The sequence below is a fragment of the Paraburkholderia bryophila genome (genome assembly GCF_003269035.1).
In the GTDB taxonomy this organism is placed as follows: Bacteria; Pseudomonadota; Gammaproteobacteria; order Burkholderiales; family Burkholderiaceae; genus Paraburkholderia; species Paraburkholderia bryophila.
This window is the reverse complement of the sequence record NZ_QLTK01000021.1, coordinates 17,466-33,912: the sequence shown is the minus strand read 5'-3', so window position 1 is coordinate 33,912 and position 16,447 is coordinate 17,466. Positions and strand designations below refer to the sequence as shown.

The 16,447-nt window shown below is 64.7% G+C and carries 14 protein-coding genes and 1 pseudogene; 4 read left to right on the top strand and 11 right to left on the bottom strand.

All coding sequences use genetic code 11. The features are described 5' to 3' along the window. Positions 1-345 precede the first annotated feature (345 nt). The 7 genes and pseudogenes from BX591_RS25105 to BX591_RS25075 form a co-directional block, all read right to left on the bottom strand. Entirely contained in the window at positions 346-1,230 is an 885-nt protein-coding gene (locus BX591_RS25105; protein WP_111934029.1) for an urease accessory protein UreD, read from the bottom strand. Between the two features lie 131 nt (positions 1,231-1,361). Beyond that, positions 1,362-2,054 (bottom strand): urea ABC transporter ATP-binding subunit UrtE, encoded by a 693-nt coding sequence (gene urtE / locus BX591_RS25100; RefSeq protein ID WP_111934028.1) that lies wholly within the window; start codon positions 2,052-2,054, stop codon positions 1,362-1,364. Positions 2,055-2,109: 55 nt separating this feature from the next. After that, positions 2,110-2,973, bottom strand: a complete 864-nt coding sequence (gene urtD, locus BX591_RS25095; protein WP_111934027.1) for an urea ABC transporter ATP-binding protein UrtD — start codon at positions 2,971-2,973, stop codon at positions 2,110-2,112. Then, positions 2,970-4,154, bottom strand: a complete 1,185-nt coding sequence (urtC, locus tag BX591_RS25090; RefSeq protein WP_111934026.1) for an urea ABC transporter permease subunit UrtC — start codon at positions 4,152-4,154, stop codon at positions 2,970-2,972. The genes urtD and urtC overlap by 4 nt, the downstream gene beginning before the upstream one ends. Beyond that, positions 4,154-5,782, bottom strand: coding sequence for an urea ABC transporter permease subunit UrtB (gene urtB, locus BX591_RS25085; protein ID WP_111934025.1), 1,629 nt, complete (start codon positions 5,780-5,782; stop codon positions 4,154-4,156). The genes urtC and urtB overlap by 1 nt, the downstream gene beginning before the upstream one ends. Before the next feature lie 246 nt (positions 5,783-6,028). Continuing rightward, on the bottom strand, positions 6,029-7,327 hold the full coding sequence (gene urtA / locus BX591_RS25080) for an urea ABC transporter substrate-binding protein (RefSeq protein ID WP_111934024.1): 1,299 nt from the start codon (positions 7,325-7,327) through the stop codon (positions 6,029-6,031). A 399-nt stretch (positions 7,328-7,726) separates the two neighbouring features. Beyond that, positions 7,727-8,818 (bottom strand): annotated as a pseudogene (locus BX591_RS25075) (DUF3443 domain-containing protein); the annotation flags it as partial. Between the two features lie 65 nt (positions 8,819-8,883). On the opposite strand from BX591_RS25075, the gene BX591_RS37005 reads away from it, so the two are divergent. Next, positions 8,884-9,111, top strand: a complete 228-nt coding sequence (locus BX591_RS37005) for a hypothetical protein (RefSeq protein ID WP_244147109.1) — start codon at positions 8,884-8,886, stop codon at positions 9,109-9,111. Positions 9,112-9,315: 204 nt separating this feature from the next. On the opposite strand, the gene BX591_RS25070 is transcribed toward BX591_RS37005, so the two are convergent. From BX591_RS25070 to BX591_RS25055, 4 genes are all read right to left on the bottom strand, one after another. After that, positions 9,316-9,774, bottom strand: a complete 459-nt coding sequence (locus BX591_RS25070; RefSeq protein WP_111934022.1) for a DUF2844 domain-containing protein — start codon at positions 9,772-9,774, stop codon at positions 9,316-9,318. A 113-nt stretch (positions 9,775-9,887) separates the two neighbouring features. Next, positions 9,888-11,417 carry a TolC family outer membrane protein gene (locus tag BX591_RS25065; RefSeq protein WP_111934021.1) on the bottom strand — a complete coding sequence of 510 codons (1,530 nt, stop codon included), beginning with the start codon at positions 11,415-11,417 and terminating at the stop codon, positions 9,888-9,890. A 13-nt stretch (positions 11,418-11,430) separates the two neighbouring features. Then, a complete protein-coding gene (locus BX591_RS25060; RefSeq protein WP_111934020.1) occupies positions 11,431-11,754 on the bottom strand; it encodes a rhodanese-like domain-containing protein in 324 nt (107 codons plus the stop codon). Positions 11,755-11,853: 99 nt separating this feature from the next. Continuing rightward, a complete protein-coding gene (locus BX591_RS25055; protein WP_111934019.1) occupies positions 11,854-12,507 on the bottom strand; it encodes a protein-L-isoaspartate O-methyltransferase family protein in 654 nt (217 codons plus the stop codon). Between the two features lie 317 nt (positions 12,508-12,824). Between BX591_RS25055 and BX591_RS25050 the strand changes: the two genes are divergently transcribed. The 3 genes from BX591_RS25050 to BX591_RS25040 are packed head-to-tail and all read left to right on the top strand — an operon-like array spanning position 12,825 to position 16,400. Then, positions 12,825-13,916, top strand: a complete 1,092-nt coding sequence (locus tag BX591_RS25050) for a LacI family DNA-binding transcriptional regulator (RefSeq protein WP_111934018.1) — start codon at positions 12,825-12,827, stop codon at positions 13,914-13,916. 2 nt (positions 13,917-13,918) lie between these two features. Continuing rightward, a complete protein-coding gene (locus BX591_RS25045) occupies positions 13,919-15,406 on the top strand; it encodes a sugar ABC transporter ATP-binding protein (RefSeq protein WP_111934017.1) in 1,488 nt (495 codons plus the stop codon). Next, positions 15,387-16,400, top strand: a complete 1,014-nt coding sequence (locus tag BX591_RS25040; protein ID WP_111934016.1) for an ABC transporter permease — start codon at positions 15,387-15,389, stop codon at positions 16,398-16,400. Before BX591_RS25045 ends, BX591_RS25040 begins: the two co-directional genes overlap by 20 nt. The last annotated feature ends 47 nt before the right edge of the window (positions 16,401-16,447 follow it).

Sequence of the window (16,447 nt, the reverse complement as noted above, 5' to 3'; positions counted from 1 at the left end):
GCACCAAAGCTGGGCGACGCACTGCGCCGGAGTGGTGCGTCTGATCTTACGAAGGTGAAAGCACCCACGAGAATGAACAACCGCCACGGCGCGCGCAGCGCCGCCGGAGGAATGACTGCTGTGCCACGAACGCGGAGTGTGCGAGCGCACAGATTCCAGATGAGCCACTACCGGAACTGCGCGAGGGCCCCGCTTATGAGCTAGCGGGTTGAGCCGCTTTCTTTTGCCTACTTTGCTTTGCGGCAGGCAAAGAAAAGTAGGTGCCGCCCCGCACAGGGGCAACGCCAATAGACCACCGCGCCAACAAGGAAAGGCCAAAACCGCATGGATACAGACAAAACCACCCTACGTATTCCAAATCCGCAAAGGCACCCCCCGAACCCCATGCACAACAGGCCGCAACTCCAACCAGCACTGAGTAAGAGCCCTCTGCAGCAACTCCATAGACCGCGAAACAGCCCGCACGACAATCACCCCTTGGGTGACACAAGAAGCCGCCCCACGCAAAGAATCATCAAACGGCAGCTGCGCCGTCAGCACCTCAGCGAGAGCATCATCACAGGCCTCCCCAACCGCCCACAGCGTCCCATAAGCCGGAAACCCCGCCAACCCTTGCGCGGCCTCCCGCAACGAATCGCTTGCAGCGAGATTGGCTCGCTCAAGCCAAAGCAACTTACCGTCAGGGCCCACGATCCGCGACACAGCTCGCAAGCTCCCTTCCGACCACCGCTCACCGGCAGCCTGCCGGCCAAGTTGGGTGGCATCCCAACCTAAAGCGGTAGCACCTTCAGCCATCGTCAACGAAAACTCAAGCCCCGCGTTAGCGTGATCAAAAACGATATTGTTCTGCGGCAACCAGTCGAGCTTGCCGTTTTCCCCCACCCGCACGGCGATCTGCTGCCGAGCCTCGGCGCCATTCGACTTGTACCACTTGGTCGCGCCGGGCGTAGTGACAACAGCATGCGCGCCCGCGCCAACCTCCACATCGATATCCAGCCGATCCCCACCCGCCACGCCACCCGGCGGATGCACGATCACCGCATGACAGATCCCCTGACCTTCCGGAAACAGCGGCCGTTGCACGCGCAGCGGCCCCTCATGCAGTCGATGCCTGAGCGTAGTCCGCCCATCATGTTCGACGAACCCGAGTTCGAGCCGCGCGCGCCATTGCGAATGCGTACCGGCGTGTGCAGCAGTAGCGAGCGTGTTGTGATTTTCGTGAAGCGACATGCGAATGAACGAACGATCGACGTGTTAGGACGGAACGTGCCGGAGCGCGTTGGGCAACGCGCGAACCGCGCCGCCACGGGATGCGGCGAGAATAGCACGCACGGTCCGCGCGCCGAACCGCGCCGGGCGCATCAAACCGCAATCAATGCCCGCACCCCGTCCGCATCCATATTCGCCCCTTCGCCGCCCGCGACGATTTCTCCACGGCTCATCACCCAATACCGGTCGGCGATATCTTTAGCGAAGTCGTAGTACTGCTCGACCAGCAGCACGGTCATGCCCATCTCCTCGACCAGTTGGCGCAGCGTGCGGCCGATATCCTGAATGATCGACGGCTGAATGCCTTCGGTGGGTTCGTCGAGAATCAGCAGTTGCGGGTCGCTCATCAGCGCGCGGCCAATCGCGAGCTGTTGCTGTTGACCGCCCGACAGATCGCCGCCGCGGCGCGTGCGCATGTCCTTCAGAACCGGAAACAGTTCGTAAATGCGATCGGGAATCTTCTTCGGCGCTTTTTTACTGGCCGCGCCGACCAGCAGATTTTCCTCGACGGTCAGGCGCGGAAAAATATCGCGCCCTTGCGGCACATACGCCAGGCCTTTTTCCACACGGGAGTAGGTCGGCAGTTTTGTAATCGGCGCGCCACGCCACGCAATCGAGCCGCTTTTCGTCTGCACGACACCCATCAGGCAGCGCAACAACGTGGTCTTCCCCACGCCATTGCGGCCCAGCAGAACCGTGAGCTTGCCATCGGGCACAGTGAGCTTCACATCCCGCAGAATGTGACTGCCGCCGTAATACTGGTTGAGGTTTTCTACTTCGAGCATATCCGTTCGACCCTTTGAGTCATAGACCGCCTGATAGACCGCTTGATAGATCGCTTCACCGACCCAGGTAAGACTCGATCACCGTCTCGTCCCGCTTGACCTGATCGAGCGTACCGTGCGCGAGCACGTGTCCTTCGGCCATCACGGTCACCTTCCCGGTCTCGCCCGACAATGCCGCGACGAACTCCATATCGTGCTCGACGACCATCATCGAACAGGTGCCGCGCAGATGATTGAGCAACTCGGCGAGCTGCATGGTTTCGTCGTCGGTCATGCCGGCGGCGGGTTCGTCGAGTAGCAGCAACGCCGGTTGTTGCATCAGCAACATGCCGATCTCGAGCCGCTGTTTCTGTCCATGCGAGAGCTCGCCGGCCAGACGCCGCGCTTCGCTTTCGAGTCCGATCAACGCGAGCGTCTCTTCGATCCGCGCCTGCGCCTCGCGATCCAGCCGCGCGCGTAACGAGGCCCACCAGCCCTTATCGGCCTTCATGGCCAGTTCGAGGTTTTCCCACACGGGATGCTGTTCGAACACGGTCGGCTTCTGGAACTTGCGACCGATACCCGCGCGCGCAATGGAAGGCTCGTTCATTCGCGTCAGGTCGATCGACTGGCCGAGAAACACTTTGCCGGAATCCGGCTCGGTCTTGCCTGTGATCACATCCATCATGGTGGTTTTGCCGGCGCCGTTCGGACCGATGATGCAGCGCAATTCGCCGGCATCGATCGTCAGCGTCAGCGCGTTCAACGCACGAAAACCATCGAAACTCACGGTCACGTCTTCGAGGTAGAGAATCGTGCCGTGCGACACGTCGATCTCGCCCGGCGTAACGGCGCGTCCCATGCTGGCGACGCCGCTCAATGACGTTTCAGCGGGTTCTTCGGGTAAGGCCAGATCAGGCACCATCGGGTTTTCGTTCATGAGCGGTTCCTCTTGCGCGTCACGAGTTCGATCAGGCCCATGATGCCGTTGGGCAGCAGCAGTGGAACCAGCACGAAGATCAGGCCAAGAAAGAACAGCCAGTATTCAGGGAAATTCGCGGTAAAGAAGCTCTTCGCGCCGTTCACCGCGAACGCGCCGATGATCGGCCCGATCAGCGTGCCGCGTCCGCCCACCGCGACCCAGATCGCCATTTCGATCGAGTTGCCGGGCGACATCTCGCCCGGATTGATGATGCCGACCTGCGGCACATACAACGCGCCGGCAATACCGCACAGCACCGCCGATACGGTCCACACGAACAGCTTGTACGCGAGCGGGCTGTAGCCGAGGAACATCAGCCGTGTTTCGCCGTCGCGCACAGCGGTCACCACGCGGCCGAGTTTCGACGTAACGATCGCCCGTGCGGCGATGAACGCGAGTACCAGCACCGCGAACGTAATCAGCAAAAGCGCCGTACGTGTACCCGGATGCGTGATCGGAAAGCCGCCGATCCGTTTGAAATCGGTAAAGCCGTTATTGCCGCCGAAGCCGGTCTCATTGCGATAGAACAGCAGCATCGCGGCGAAGGTCATGGCCTGCGTGATGATCGAGAGATACACGCCCTTCACGCGCGAGCGGAACGTGAAGAAGCCGAACACCCACGCGACGACCGCCGGCACCAGCACCACCAGCAGCAACGCGTAGCCGAGATGCTGGGTGCCTTGCCAGTACCACGGCAACTGGTGCCAGTCGAGAAACACCATGAAGTCCGGCAGATCGCTGCCGTATTTGCCCTCGTGGCCGATGGCGCGCATCAGGTACATACCGATCGCGTAACCGCCCAGCGCGAAGAACAGCGCGTGGCCGAGGCTCAGAATGCCGCAGTAGCCCCACACGAGATCCAGCGCCAGCGCCGCGATCGCGTAGCACATGAACTTGCCGGTGATCGTCATCGCGTACGCGGACAGATGGAACGCGCTGGTTTCCGGCACGACCAGCGTGGCGAACGGCACGCCGAGCCCGAACACGACGATCAACGCGATCAGCGCGAGCCACGCGCGGCGCGACAACAGCGCGGGCCGCGGCGGCAAGCCGAGTGCGAAACCGGACTGCGGCTCGCGTTCGGCCGCTGCGGCGGCGCCGCTTGCGCCGACATGGGAGGGTGAAGTAGCAGTCGTCATCATGCCTCCGCGCTACGTCCCTTGAGGGCAAACATGCCCTGCGGACGCTTCTGGATGAACAGCACGATCAGCACGAGCACCGCGATCTTCGCAAGCACGGCGCCCCAGAACGGTTCGATCGCCTTGCTGACGAGACCGAGCCCGAAGCCGCCGATCACCGTGCCGGCCAGTTGACCCACGCCGCCCAGCACCACGGCCATGAACGAATCGATGATGTAGCTCTGGCCGAGGTCCGGCCCGACATTGCCGATCTGCGACAGCGCGCAGCCACCCAACCCGGCGATGCCCGCGCCGAACGCGAACGCGTACGAGTCGACCCGCGCGGTCTTCACGCCGACACAGGCGGCCATACGCCGGTTCTGCGTGACGGCGCGCACGAACAGGCCGAGGCGCGTCTTCGTCAACACCGCCCAGGCGATCCCGACCACGATCAGCGAGAACGCGAGAATCGCGAGCCGGTTGTACGGCAGGATCAGATTCGGCAACACGGTGACGCCGCCGCTCATCCACGAGGGGTTGATCACCTGCACGTTCTGCGCGCCGAACAGCATGCGGGTCGCCTGAATCAGGATCAGGCTGACGCCGAAGGTGGTCAGCAGCGTTTCCAGCGGACGGCCATAGAGATGCTTCAACACCAGCCGTTCGAGCACGATGCCGACCAGCCCCGCCGCCGCGAACGAGGCCGGCACCGCGAGCAGCGGATACCAGTCGAACGCGCCCGGCGCGAAACGTTGAAAGAGGTTCTGCACGACGTAGGTGGCATACGCGCCGATCATCAGGAATTCGCCGTGCGCCATGTTGATGACGCCGATCAGCCCGTACGTGATGGCCAGCCCCAGCGCGGCGAGCAGCAGCACGCTGCCGAGCGACAGGCCCGCGAACAGCGTGCCGGCGATCTGGCTGCGGCGCTGGATCGCGTCGAGTTCGTCGATGCCGCTTTGCGCGGCGGCGCGCACCCGATCGTCGGGCTCGGCGAAGCTGCCGTCCGGCTTTTTCGCGACGAGCGGGCGCAGCAGTTCGTTCATGTCGAGGTCATGCCGCGCGGCGACCAGTTGCACGGCCTCGATACGCTTGACCGGGTCGGCGTCGTGCAGGGCGGTCATGGCCCATAGCGTGTCGAGACGTTTCTTCAGCGCCGGGTCGGTCTCCTTCGCGCGGGCCGCGTCGACGAGCGGTTTGATCGATGGATCGGGATTCTGCAGCAGCGCGCTGACGGCGGCGTCGCGCGTTGCCTTGTCCGGCGAGTCGAGTTGCAGGCCGGACAACGCGCCGGCTACTTTCGAGCGCAGCAGATTGTTCAGCGTGACCGGTTGCGCGTCGCTGCCGGCGGTGACGGTTTTGCCGGTGACCGCGTCGCGCGTGGTGTCGCCATCCTGCAGCAACACCGCACCCGCGTCGGTGGCGAGCGCGCTGTCGTCGGATAGCGCTTTGAGCACCGCCATCGATTCTTTGTCGTGATTGGCGATCAGCTTGTCGATGGCCGCCGATTTGGCGTCGAAGTCGTCGCCGGCCAGCGGTGCGACATCGGCCTGCGTCAGCGCGAACGCGGCGAGCGGCGTGCCGGCGAGCAGCACGAGCGCCACGCTGCCGATGCAGCGCCGCACGGATCTAAGGAGTGAAAACGCCATGGTGGCCTTTGGAGAAAAACCGGCGAGGCGGGGGCGCGGGGTGTGCAACCGCTGCCGCGCTGCCGGGTTGCGGCACCCGCCGAGGTCGAGGCGCTCACGCCATTGCAAATGCAAGCGCACATGCAAACGCCGGGCGCCAGCGCCGGCAAACAATCCGAACTCACGGGCGTATCGATGCGTTTACCATGAGCCCAATTCGAACTCGCCACGCCGGGATCGGAAACGCCCTCGCGGCGAGCCGTTCCATTACGCCACGCGCGAGCGCTTGAGGAATGCCGGGATCGAGCTGACGATATCCGGCTTGCTCGAATTGCCGGCAATGAACGGACTCCACGGCTGCGCGCGAATCGCGGTCTTGGTGCGCCACACGACGTTGAACTGGCCGTCCGCGCGTACTTCGCCGATCATCACCGGTTTGTGCAGATGGTGATTGCCGTCCATGGTCAGCACGAAGCCCGACGGCGCGTTGAAGGTCTGGCCGATCATCGCCACGCGCACCTTGTCGACGTCGGCGCTCTTCGCTTTCTCGACCGCCTGCTTCCACATGTGAATGCCCACGAAGGTGGCTTCCATCGGGTCGTTCGTCACGCGCTTGTCGCCGCCCGGCAGGTTGTTGTCCTTCACCCACTTGGCGAACATCGCCTTGAACTTGGTGTTCTCCGGATTGCGCAGCGACATGAAGTAGTTCCACGCCGCGAGATTGCCGACCAGCGGCTTCGTATCGATGCCGCGCAGTTCTTCCTCGCCGACCGAGAACGCGACCACCGGCACATCCGTCGCCTTCAGCCCCTGGTTGCCGAGTTCCTTGTAGAACGGCACGTTCGAATCGCCGTTCACCGTGGAGATCACCGCGGTCTTGCCGCCTTGCGAGAAGGTCTTGATGTTCGCGACGATGGTCTGATAGTCGCTGTGGCCGAACGGCGTGTAGACCTCCTGGATATCGGCGTCCTGCACGCCTTTGGATTTGAGGAACGCGCGCAGAATCTTGTTGGTGGTGCGGGGGTACACATAGTCGGTGCCCAACAGAAAGTAGCGCTTGGCGCCGCCGCCTTCCGCGCTCATCAGATATTCGGTCGCGGGAATCGCCTGCTGATTCGGCGCGGCGCCCGTGTAGAACACGTTGCGCGACATTTCCTCGCCCTCGTACTGGACCGGGTAGAACAGCAGGCCGTTCAGTTCCTCGAACACCGGCAGCACCGATTTGCGCGATACCGAGGTCCAGCAGCCGAACACCGCCGCGCACTTCTCCTGGGTAATCAGCTGACGTGCTTTTTCGGCGAACAGCGGCCAGTTCGACGCCGGATCGACCACCACCGGCTGGATCTGACGTCCCATCACGCCACCGCTTTTGTTGATTTCCGAAATGGTCATCAACGCGGTGTCTTTCAGGGACGTCTCCGAGATCGCCATGGTGCCGGACAGCGAATGCAGAATACCCACCTTGATCGGACCACTGTCGGACTGCGCTTGCGCGAACGGAACCTGGCCTGCCAGCGCGAGCGCGCCCGACATGGAGCCGAACTTCAACAGACTGCGACGTTTCATGTGTATCCCCTTGCCATTAGATGGTGACTGTTTATGGGCGTCGATTTCAGCCAGCAGGGCTTATCCCGCATGACTTGCCGTTTGTGTACTGCAAGCCACATGCCATGCTGTAAATTCGGCTTGTGCTTCGCGGTTTGCGCGCTGCGGCGCGGCTGCGACGGCAGTCAGTTATGCGTAATGAACGCGGGATGCGGCGCAAAACTGGTGCACGATCCTGCGCCGCGCCTCGTTCGGGTGCGCGTCGCGCCGCGACGAAGCGTGTGTATCCGCCAGCGGGCGTTGGCGGTGCATGGCCGCTGCGCGGTTGTGCACGCAACCAACGGTTGCCCATGCATAAAAAAGGCCAGCGCTTTGCGGCGCTGGCCTTTTGCATGGCTCGACGGGACGTGCCGCTTTCGATCAGAAGGCGATGAATGGCGCGGTTTGTTTGCCGACCGTCACGTTGTCGATGGCCGTGTACACGTTACGGCCGAAGAAGAACGGCAGGCCCCAGACGAACATGCCGCCCGATGGCGCGCCGAGGCTGTCGTAGGCCGCATGGCGGTTTGCCAGCAAGCTCCAGCCGTTGGCCAGCGAGAACGGCACCGTGACCGGCGACGCGGCCTTGTCGATGCCGCTCAGGATCGCGGACAGACTGAGCGTCGTGGCCGGCATGTACCACGGGCCTGAATAGGGGACCGTCGTATCGATGAAGATGTTCGCGTTGGAACCGCTGTCGATCGCGCTGGTGTAGCGGGTGCCCTTGTAGGTGGTCGGGAAATAGCCGTACTGGTCGAGCACGAGCACGTTCGGGTTCGACGGCAGCGCGTTGTTCTGCCGGGTGCCGATGCCGAACACCAGCGTACCGGCCACGCTTGCCTGACCGCCTGGGGGCAACGCCGGCAAGCGGATGAGCGTGCCGTTGTTGTCCGACGTGAAGTCGGCGACCGGATTCATGACCTGGGTATCGAGCGGCACGCGGGTGTTGGTGCAAGACGTCGTGGAGGAGCAGTAGTAGTAGCCGGACGGCAGCACGTATTGCGCGGCGGCCGGGTGGTCGCGCTGCGCCGGGCCGATGCCGAGCACGCCATTGGCGCCGAGCTGATCGACGGTGCCCAGCTCGGTGCCGCCGCGCGACTGGCAGTCCGGCGGGGTGGCGTCCTTGCCGCCGGCGATCAACTGAAGCGGTAGATTGCCCGCCGTCTTACCGCCGATCGTCACGTCGGCGCGGCGCACGGATCCCCAGGTGAAGCCGGAGCCGAACACCGCGCATTCGGCGATGGATGCATTGCCGGTCGGGTCGTCGGTCGCGCCCGTTTGGGCCGGCAGGCGGGCGGTGAGGGACGGGCCCAGCGCACTGCCGAGAACGCGTAGGCCGACCGAGCCGGTGTCGAGCTGGATGTGATCGATCGTCGCGCATCGATCGCCGCCCTGAACGCCGGGGAGGCAGATCGTGATCGTGACGAATGGCATGTTGGCGAAGTCGCCTGTCCATCGCTCGACGGTGATGGGGGCGGTGTTGGTGTCGGGGGTGGGTGTTGGCGTTGGAGTTGGAGTTGGAGTTGGAGTTGGAGTCGGTGTTGGAGTCGGAGTCGGTGTTGGAGTCGGAGTCGGTGTTGGAGTCGGTGTTGGTGTTGGTGTTGGTGTTGGCGTTGGCGTTGGCGTCGGCGTCGGCGTTGGTGTCGGAGTCGGAGTCGGAGTCGGCGTTGGTGTTGGAGCCGGAATTGGAGTTGGTGTCGGTGCTGGAGTTGGCGCCGGAGTCGGAGCCGGTTTTGGCGTCGGCGTGGGCTTCGGCAACACAGTAGCTGCGGAACCCGACGCCGGCGTCACCGGCACCACCGCGCCGTTACTTTTCGCCGCGCTGTCGCTATCGTTCCCATCGGCGCCGCCGCTACCGCCGCTACCGCCGCCGCAACCGCTCAGCGCTAAGCCTGCTGTCAGCAGTGCGCCGCACAGCGCCTTGTTGAGCGTCTTCATGCCGAGGGTGTTGGCTGAATCAGCGCGCTGTTTCATGGCAGTTGATCCACGCGGACGTTGGCGGGAACGAGGCGCGGTAAATACGCCTTGCCGAACGCGTGACCCGGGCGGCCCGCCGATTCGATATGAAAATCGCTGCTGTGTTCGACCAGTGGGCCGGCGCCGCGCGTCTGGCTGGCGCCGGCATTCGCAAAGGCGGGAAAGTAACTGCCGAGCAGCGCCCGCATATCCGGCCGCACCGGACCTTGCCAGCTCACCGCGAACACCACGTTGGTGGGCAGCGCATATTCGTGGATGGTCACGCCGTCGGCGTCTTCGGTTGCGTGCATCGTGTAGGGCGCGGCCGAAGCGGACGTATTGCGAGGCGCTGCGGACTGCAGCATCGACCGGGCTGTCGCGCCGGCGTTGGCGCCGGGCGCACCGCCCAGCACGGCGTAAGACGCTAACGGCCAGAAAGCCGAGGCCGCGAGCGCGGCCTTTATCAGTTTCATTACCATGCTCTCCCAAAAAAGGTCGAAGCATGGTGCCTGCGTAACGATCAGGAAACCGTACGAAATGTCCGAAACGAATGTGCGAATCGGTGCAATGACAGGCTCGCTACCTCCTACTGCGACCCCGCCGCATTCGGCATTGCCCGCCGTCCCAGCTTCCCGGCCGCACCTTTCGCCGCGATCCCCGGATGCGGCACCGTCGGCACCGCGGGCAAAGCGGTCAACGCGCCGTCGTCGACCGGCGACAGCAGCGCGCTCAACTGCAGCACGTCCTGATCGGTGAGATCCGCCGTCGACGCCTTCAGCTTGAGGCTATTGATCAGCGTGTCGTAACGCGCCTTCGCCAGATCGCGCCGAGCGGAGAACAACTGATCCTGCGCGTTGAGCACGTCGATATTGATTCGCACGCCCACCTGATAACCCAGCAGGTTCGACTCGAGCGACGTGTTCGCCGAACGCTCGGCGGTCTGCAACGCGCGCACCTGGGCGAGCCCGCTCACCACGCCGAGAAACGCCTGGCGCGCGGACAGCGCCGCATTGCGCCGCGCGGTATCGAGATCGGCGGCGGCCTGGTCTTCGAGCGCGAGCGTTTGACGCACCCGGCTTTGTGTCGCGCCGCCGGCAAAAAGGGGAATCGTGACCTGCACGCCGATCGTGCTGTTCGTGTACGACGAACCGAGATTGCCCAATTCAGCGGCCAGCGCCGGCGTGCCGGCCGTGGGCGTTTCGGCTCCGCTGCCGAAGCCGCCGCCGAAGTTCCCGCCGAAGTTGCCCGCGCCGGCCGCGCCGAGGCTGCTGCGCGAGCGGCTCGCGACCAGATCGACGGTCGGCAGATGGCCGGCCTTGGCCTTGGAGGTTTCGCGTTGCGCGGTGGACAGCGCGATCTGCTTGATGACGACCTGGTAGTTGGCGTCGCTGGCGGTATCGGTCCACTGGTTGATGTCGGCGGGCACGGGCGGCGGTAGCGGCGCGCCGGCAACCAGCCCGTCGACTTTCTCGACCGGATGCCCGACGATCTGCTGCAGCGCCGCCAGCTTCACCGCGAGGTCGTTCCGGGCGGCGATTTCCTGCGAGACCGCCTGATCGTATTTGGCCTGCGCTTCGTTGGTGTCGGTGATCGTGGTGTTGCCGACTTCGAACGAGCGCTTGGCCGATTCCAGTTGCTGCGCGATCGACGCCTTCTGCGAGCGCGCGATCGCGAGGCTGTCCTGCGCGGACAGTGCGTCGAAATACGCCTGGCCGAGCCGCACGATCAGATCCTGGCGAGCCTGCGCGAACGAGGCTTGCGCCGACTCCACCGCGAGCTTGCCCTGCGCATAGCCGTACCAGCTGTCCACATGAATCAGCGGCTGGGTGAGCGAAATGGTATAGCCGTTGCTATTGCCGTACGAAGACGGAAAGCCGCCGCCGAAGTCGGTGCTCTGACGGTTCGCGGACAGCGAGGCCGAGACCTGCGGCAACAGTTTGGCGCGCGCGAGCGGCAACTCTTCGCTGTTGGCAGCGAGGGCGGCGCGCGCGCTTTGAAGCTGCGCGTCGCTGGAGAGCGCTTCGTCGTAGAGTTGGGACAGGCCGACAGCGTGCGCGGGCAGCGTGCCGGCCAGCGCCAGAGCGGCCGCGAAGACCGGCACCCGGAGGCGCATCATCGCGGCAGTGGGCTCAGTAGGTGGGAACCGACGGATCGACCTGACGCGACCACGCGTCGATTCCGCCTTGCAGATTGAACACGTTTTTATGGCCGCGCGATTCGAGGAACATGGCGACCTGGGCGCTGCGCGCGCCGTGATGGCAGACGCAGACGATTTGCGCGTCGTCGTCGAGTTCTTCGCTGCGTGCGGAAATCTCACGCATGGGGATCGACACGGCGCCGGCCAGGGAGGCCGTCTGGATTTCCCACGGTTCGCGCACGTCGAGCAGCACGGGCGCGGGGCGCGAGGTGTCGGCGAGCCATTCGGCGAGCGCGGGAGCGGTCAGATTTTGCATCAGCGGGACTTCCGGTTCAGAGGACGGCGGCCATGCCGGCCGTCCGTATCAATGCGTGTGATTCGAGCTTGCCCGGCGACGAGCGGCCGGCCAGGCGAATCAGAACTTGAAACGCGGCGGCTGCACGGCGTTGACCAGCGGCTCGACGTAGGTTTCGAAGACATCGGCAATACGGTATTGCTTCTCGTCGATGCGCGTGATCACTTGCGCCTTCATGACCGGCGCGGTGCCGACGAACGCCGCGAGGCGGCCGCCGATCTTCAGGTGCTCGAGGATTTCCTGCGGCAGCACCGGCAGGCCGCCCGACACGCAGATCACGTCGTACGGGGCGGCGTTGGCCCAGCCGCGCGATGCGTCGCCGGTGGCGACTTCGGCGTTCAGCACGCCGTTGGCGATCAGGTTGGCCTTGGCCAGTTCAGCCAGTTCCGGTTCGATATCTACCGTCAGCACGTGTTGCGCGCGATGCGCGAGCAGCGCCGCCATATAACCCGAGCCCGCGCCGATTTCGAGCACGCTTTCGTGTTTCTTCACCGCCAGTTCCTGCAGCACGCGCGCTTCGACGCGCGGCGCCAGCATGTGCTGGCCGGCCGGCAGCGGCACTTCGAAGTCGACGAAGGCCAGATCGCGGTAAGCGGTGGGGACGAAATGTTCACGCTTGACGATCGAGAGCAGATTCAGCACGTCCTGGTCGAGCACTTCCCAGGGGCGGATCTGCTGTTCGATCATGTTGAAACGCGCTTGCTCGATGTTCATGGTGGATTCGGCAGGTTGGGTGGGCGAGTTTGGCGGTTTGCCCGCTGACCGGCGGCCTGAAGGCATCGCTCACGATGCGGGCCACGGCAGGGTAACTGCGGGATTGTACCAAATGGCGGCGTCGAAACGTGCCGCCGCGGGCAGGGCGCCGGGCCCGCGCGACAGGCGCGCGCAAGCGCGGCGGGCGCCTCCTGGGCACGTGATCGTCACCGCGCGGAGACCGCGCAACCCCGTGTTAATCCCTAGCGATCCGACCTTGCGATTCCGGCTTTTATCGCTCAAAAATGTAATCGATTACATTTTGCAGGCGAGTTCACTTGTCCAAACCGTCGTCCAAAGTGGCCCGTGCCGCGCCCTCCGGCGCGCGGTCCCGGCCCGACGCTCAGAGCGACGCCCAGCCCTCGCGTGGTTCGGCTGACAGCCTGTCCATCGCCAGCGTCGCGGAACAGGCGGGGGTGTCGGTGGCCACGGTGTCGCGTGTGCTGAACGGTCACGAGAACGTGCGGCCCGCGACCCGCGACAAAGTCCTCGCCGCTATCGACGCGAGCGGTTACCGCGTCAACGAACTCGCGCGCAATCTGCGCACCGCCGAAAGCCGCCTGCTGCTGACCATGGTGCCGGACGTCGGCAATCCGTTCTATGCGGAGATCGTGCGCGGCATCGACAGCGTGGCGCGTCAGCATGGCTACTTCATGCTGTTGTGCGACACAGGCGCCGATCCGGGCCGCGAGCGCAGCTACTTCGATCTGCTGCGGCGGCGTCGCGCGGACGGCGCGATCTGCCTCGATCCGGCGACCATCCAGCAAGCGCTCGGCGAGGCCAGCAGCGCGCTGCCGTGGGTCGCGTGCTGCGAGTTCGACCCCGCGATGGGCGTGCCGTACGTGGGCATCGACAATTACCGCGCAGCCGGCGACGCCGTGCGGTATCTGCTGTCGCGCGGCCACCAGCGCATCGGCCTGATCAATTCCGACGTCGACTATCTGTACGCGCGGCAGCGTCAGCAAGGCTATCTCGACGCATTGACCGAAGCGGGCATCACGCCCGACGGGCGCTGGTGCATGAACCTGAACAGCCTCGACTACGAAGCGGGCGCTTCCGCCGCCGCCACGCTGATGTTGCCGCCGCACGCGCCCAGCGCGATTTTCGCGGTGTCGGATACGCTCGCGATCGGCGTGATCCACGGTTTGCGCAGCGTCGGCAAGCGGGTGCCGGACGATGTCGCGGTGGTCGGTTTCGACGATATCTCGCTGGCCGCGCAGATCGACCCACCGCTCACCACGATCGCCCAGCCCATGCGCGAGTTGGGCGAAACCGCCGCGCGTCTGTTGCTGCAGCGGCTCGCCAATCCGTTGGCGAACGTGCCCGGCGTGCTGCTGCCGCACCGGCTCGTGATTCGCGGGAGCGCATGACCATGAGCCTCGCGATCCGCTTCGACGATATCCGTAAAGACTTCGGCCCGGTGCGCGTGCTGCACGGCGTGAGTTTCGAGCTTGCGCCGGGGCGCATCTACGGCCTGCTCGGCGAGAACGGCGCGGGCAAATCCACGCTGATGAAAATCCTCGCGGGCTATGAGACCGCCACGTCGGGCACCTTGCTGGTCGACGGCCACGCACGGCAGTTCATCGGCTCGCGCGACGCGCAAGCGCAGGGCATCGTGCTGATTCACCAGGAATTCAATCTCGCCGAGCATCTGACGATCGCGCAGAACATGTATCTCGGCCACGAGAAGCGGCGCGGCTGGTTCGTGGACGATGCCGCGATGCGCAGCGACGCCGCGCGTTACCTTGCACAGGTCGGCCTCGCGAAAGCGCCGGACACCAAGGTGCGCGAATTGATCGTCGCGGAAAAGCAGATGGTGGAGATCGCGAAGGCGCTGTCGCGCCGCGCGCGTCTGCTCATCATGGACGAACCGACCGCCACGCTCACGCCGTCCGAAACCGAGCGGCTGTTCACGCTGATGGCAAAGCTCAAGGCCGACGGCGTGACCCTCATCTACATCTCGCACAAGCTCGACGAGGTGGAACGCATTACCGACGAAGTGATCGTGATGCGCGACGGCCGCTTCGTCGCGCGCGGCGAAACGGCCGGGCTCGCGCGCCAGCAGATGGCGAATCTGATGGTGGGCCGGGACGTCTCCGACATGTTCCCCGACAAGCTCACGGTCTCCGCCGACGCACCGCTCGCATTGAAAGTGACGGGCCTCAGCGTGCCCGACTGGGTCGACGACCTCAGCTTCGACGTGCGCGCCGGCGAAGTGCTCGGCTTCGCGGGACTGGTCGGCGCGGGCCGCACCGAAGCGTTCGAAGCGCTGATCGGCTTGCGCAAGCGCACGGCGGGCCGCGTCGAGATTGCCGGCCTTCCCGCCGCTCTGAAAAGCCCGCGCGACGCCATGCGCCACGGCCTCACGTACCTGAGCGAAGACCGCAAGGGCAAGGGCCTGCACGTGAACCTGAGCCTGCAGGACAACGTCACGCTGATGACGCTCGAACGCTACGCGCATCCGCTGCTCGATATGAAAGCGGGCCGCGCCGCCTTGACGAAAGCGGTGAGCGAATTCGGCATCCGCACCGGCGACCTGGCGAGCCGCGCGCGCATGCTGTCCGGTGGCAATCAGCAGAAGCTCGCGCTCGCCAAGTTCCTGCAACCCGACCCGCAGGTGATCGTGCTCGACGAACCGACTCGTGGCGTCGACGTCGGCGCGAAACGCGACATCTATTTTCTGATTCATCGTCTCGCCGCGCAGGGCCGCGCGGTGATCGTCATTTCATCCGAACTGATCGAGCTGATCGGCTTGTGTCACCGCGTCGCCGTGATGCGCGCGGGACGCCTGCAGGCGACGCTGACGCTCGACCATCTGACCGAAAAGGAGTTGATCGCCCATGCGACCGGCACCCACTGAAGCCGTGCAATCCGGGCGCGCGCTGCGCTTCGCGCATCGCCTGTATGCGCTCGGACCGCTCGCCGGGCTGATTCTGCTGTGCGTCGTCGGCACGCTGCTCAACCGCGATTTCGCCACGCTCGACAACCTGATGAACGTGCTCACGCGCACCTCGTTCATCGGCATCATCGCGGTCGGCATGACCTTCGTGATCATCTCGGGCGGTATCGATCTGTCGGTCGGCTCGATGGCCGCGCTGATCGTCGGCAGCATGATCTGGCTGATGAACGCGCTCGCGGCGGGTGTCGGCGGGCATACGTTCGCGCCGCTGCTGATTCTCACGCTCGGGATCGTGTTCGCGCTGGTGCTCGGCGGCCTGTTCGGCTGCGCGCATGGTTTGCTGATTACCAAAGGACGGATCGAACCGTTCATCGTCACGTTGGGCACGTTGGGGATTTTTCGCGCGGTACTGACGTGGCTCGCCGATGGCGGCGCGTTGACGCTGGATAACTCGCTGTCCGATCTGTATGGCCCGGTTTATTACGCGAGTCTGTTCGGCGTGCCGGTGCCGATCTGGGTTTTCCTCGTGGTGGCCGCCGGCGGTGCGCTGATTCTCAATCGCACCGCGTTCGGCCGTCACGTGCAGGCGATCGGCTCGAACGAACAGGTCGCGCGCTATGCGGCGATTCGCGTCGATACCGTGAAGATCGTCACCTATGTGCTGCTCGGCATCTGCGTGGGCGTGGCGACCGTGCTCTACGTGCCGCGGCTCGGCTCGGCCACGCCGACCACCGGCTTGCTGTGGGAGCTCGAGGCGATCGCATCGGTCGTGGTCGGCGGCACCGCGCTCAAGGGCGGCGAGGGGCGCGTGATCGGGACGGTGATCGGCGCGATCCTGCTGTCGGTGATCGCCAATATTCTGAATCTCACCAGCATCATCAGCGTGTATCTGAACGCGGCGGTGCAGGGCGTGGTGATTATCTTCGTCGCGTTCGTGCAGCGCGGACGGAGATAGTTTTAGCGTTTCATCTGGGCACGACGGCAGGTTCGAGAAGCGGGGCG

Excerpts from the sequence above, each read along its gene's own strand:
- BX591_RS25105 (WP_111934029.1), bottom strand. The coding sequence starts at position 1,230 with ATGTCGCTTCACGAAAATCACAACACGCTCGCTACTGCTGCACACGCC.
- urtE (WP_111934028.1), bottom strand. The coding sequence starts at position 2,054 with ATGCTCGAAGTAGAAAACCTCAACCAGTATTACGGCGGCAGTCACATT.
- urtD (WP_111934027.1), bottom strand. The coding sequence starts at position 2,973 with ATGAACGAAAACCCGATGGTGCCTGATCTGGCCTTACCCGAAGAACCC.
- urtC (WP_111934026.1), bottom strand. The coding sequence starts at position 4,154 with ATGACGACTGCTACTTCACCCTCCCATGTCGGCGCAAGCGGCGCCGCC.
- urtB (WP_111934025.1), bottom strand. The coding sequence starts at position 5,782 with ATGGCGTTTTCACTCCTTAGATCCGTGCGGCGCTGCATCGGCAGCGTG.
- urtA (WP_111934024.1), bottom strand. The coding sequence starts at position 7,327 with ATGAAACGTCGCAGTCTGTTGAAGTTCGGCTCCATGTCGGGCGCGCTC.
- BX591_RS25070 (WP_111934022.1), bottom strand. The coding sequence starts at position 9,774 with ATGAAACTGATAAAGGCCGCGCTCGCGGCCTCGGCTTTCTGGCCGTTA.
- BX591_RS25065 (WP_111934021.1), bottom strand. The coding sequence starts at position 11,417 with ATGATGCGCCTCCGGGTGCCGGTCTTCGCGGCCGCTCTGGCGCTGGCC.
- BX591_RS25060 (WP_111934020.1), bottom strand. The coding sequence starts at position 11,754 with ATGCAAAATCTGACCGCTCCCGCGCTCGCCGAATGGCTCGCCGACACC.
- BX591_RS25055 (WP_111934019.1), bottom strand. The coding sequence starts at position 12,507 with ATGAACATCGAGCAAGCGCGTTTCAACATGATCGAACAGCAGATCCGC.
- BX591_RS25045 (WP_111934017.1), top strand. The coding sequence starts at position 13,919 with ATGAGCCTCGCGATCCGCTTCGACGATATCCGTAAAGACTTCGGCCCG.
- BX591_RS25040 (WP_111934016.1), top strand. The coding sequence starts at position 15,387 with ATGCGACCGGCACCCACTGAAGCCGTGCAATCCGGGCGCGCGCTGCGC.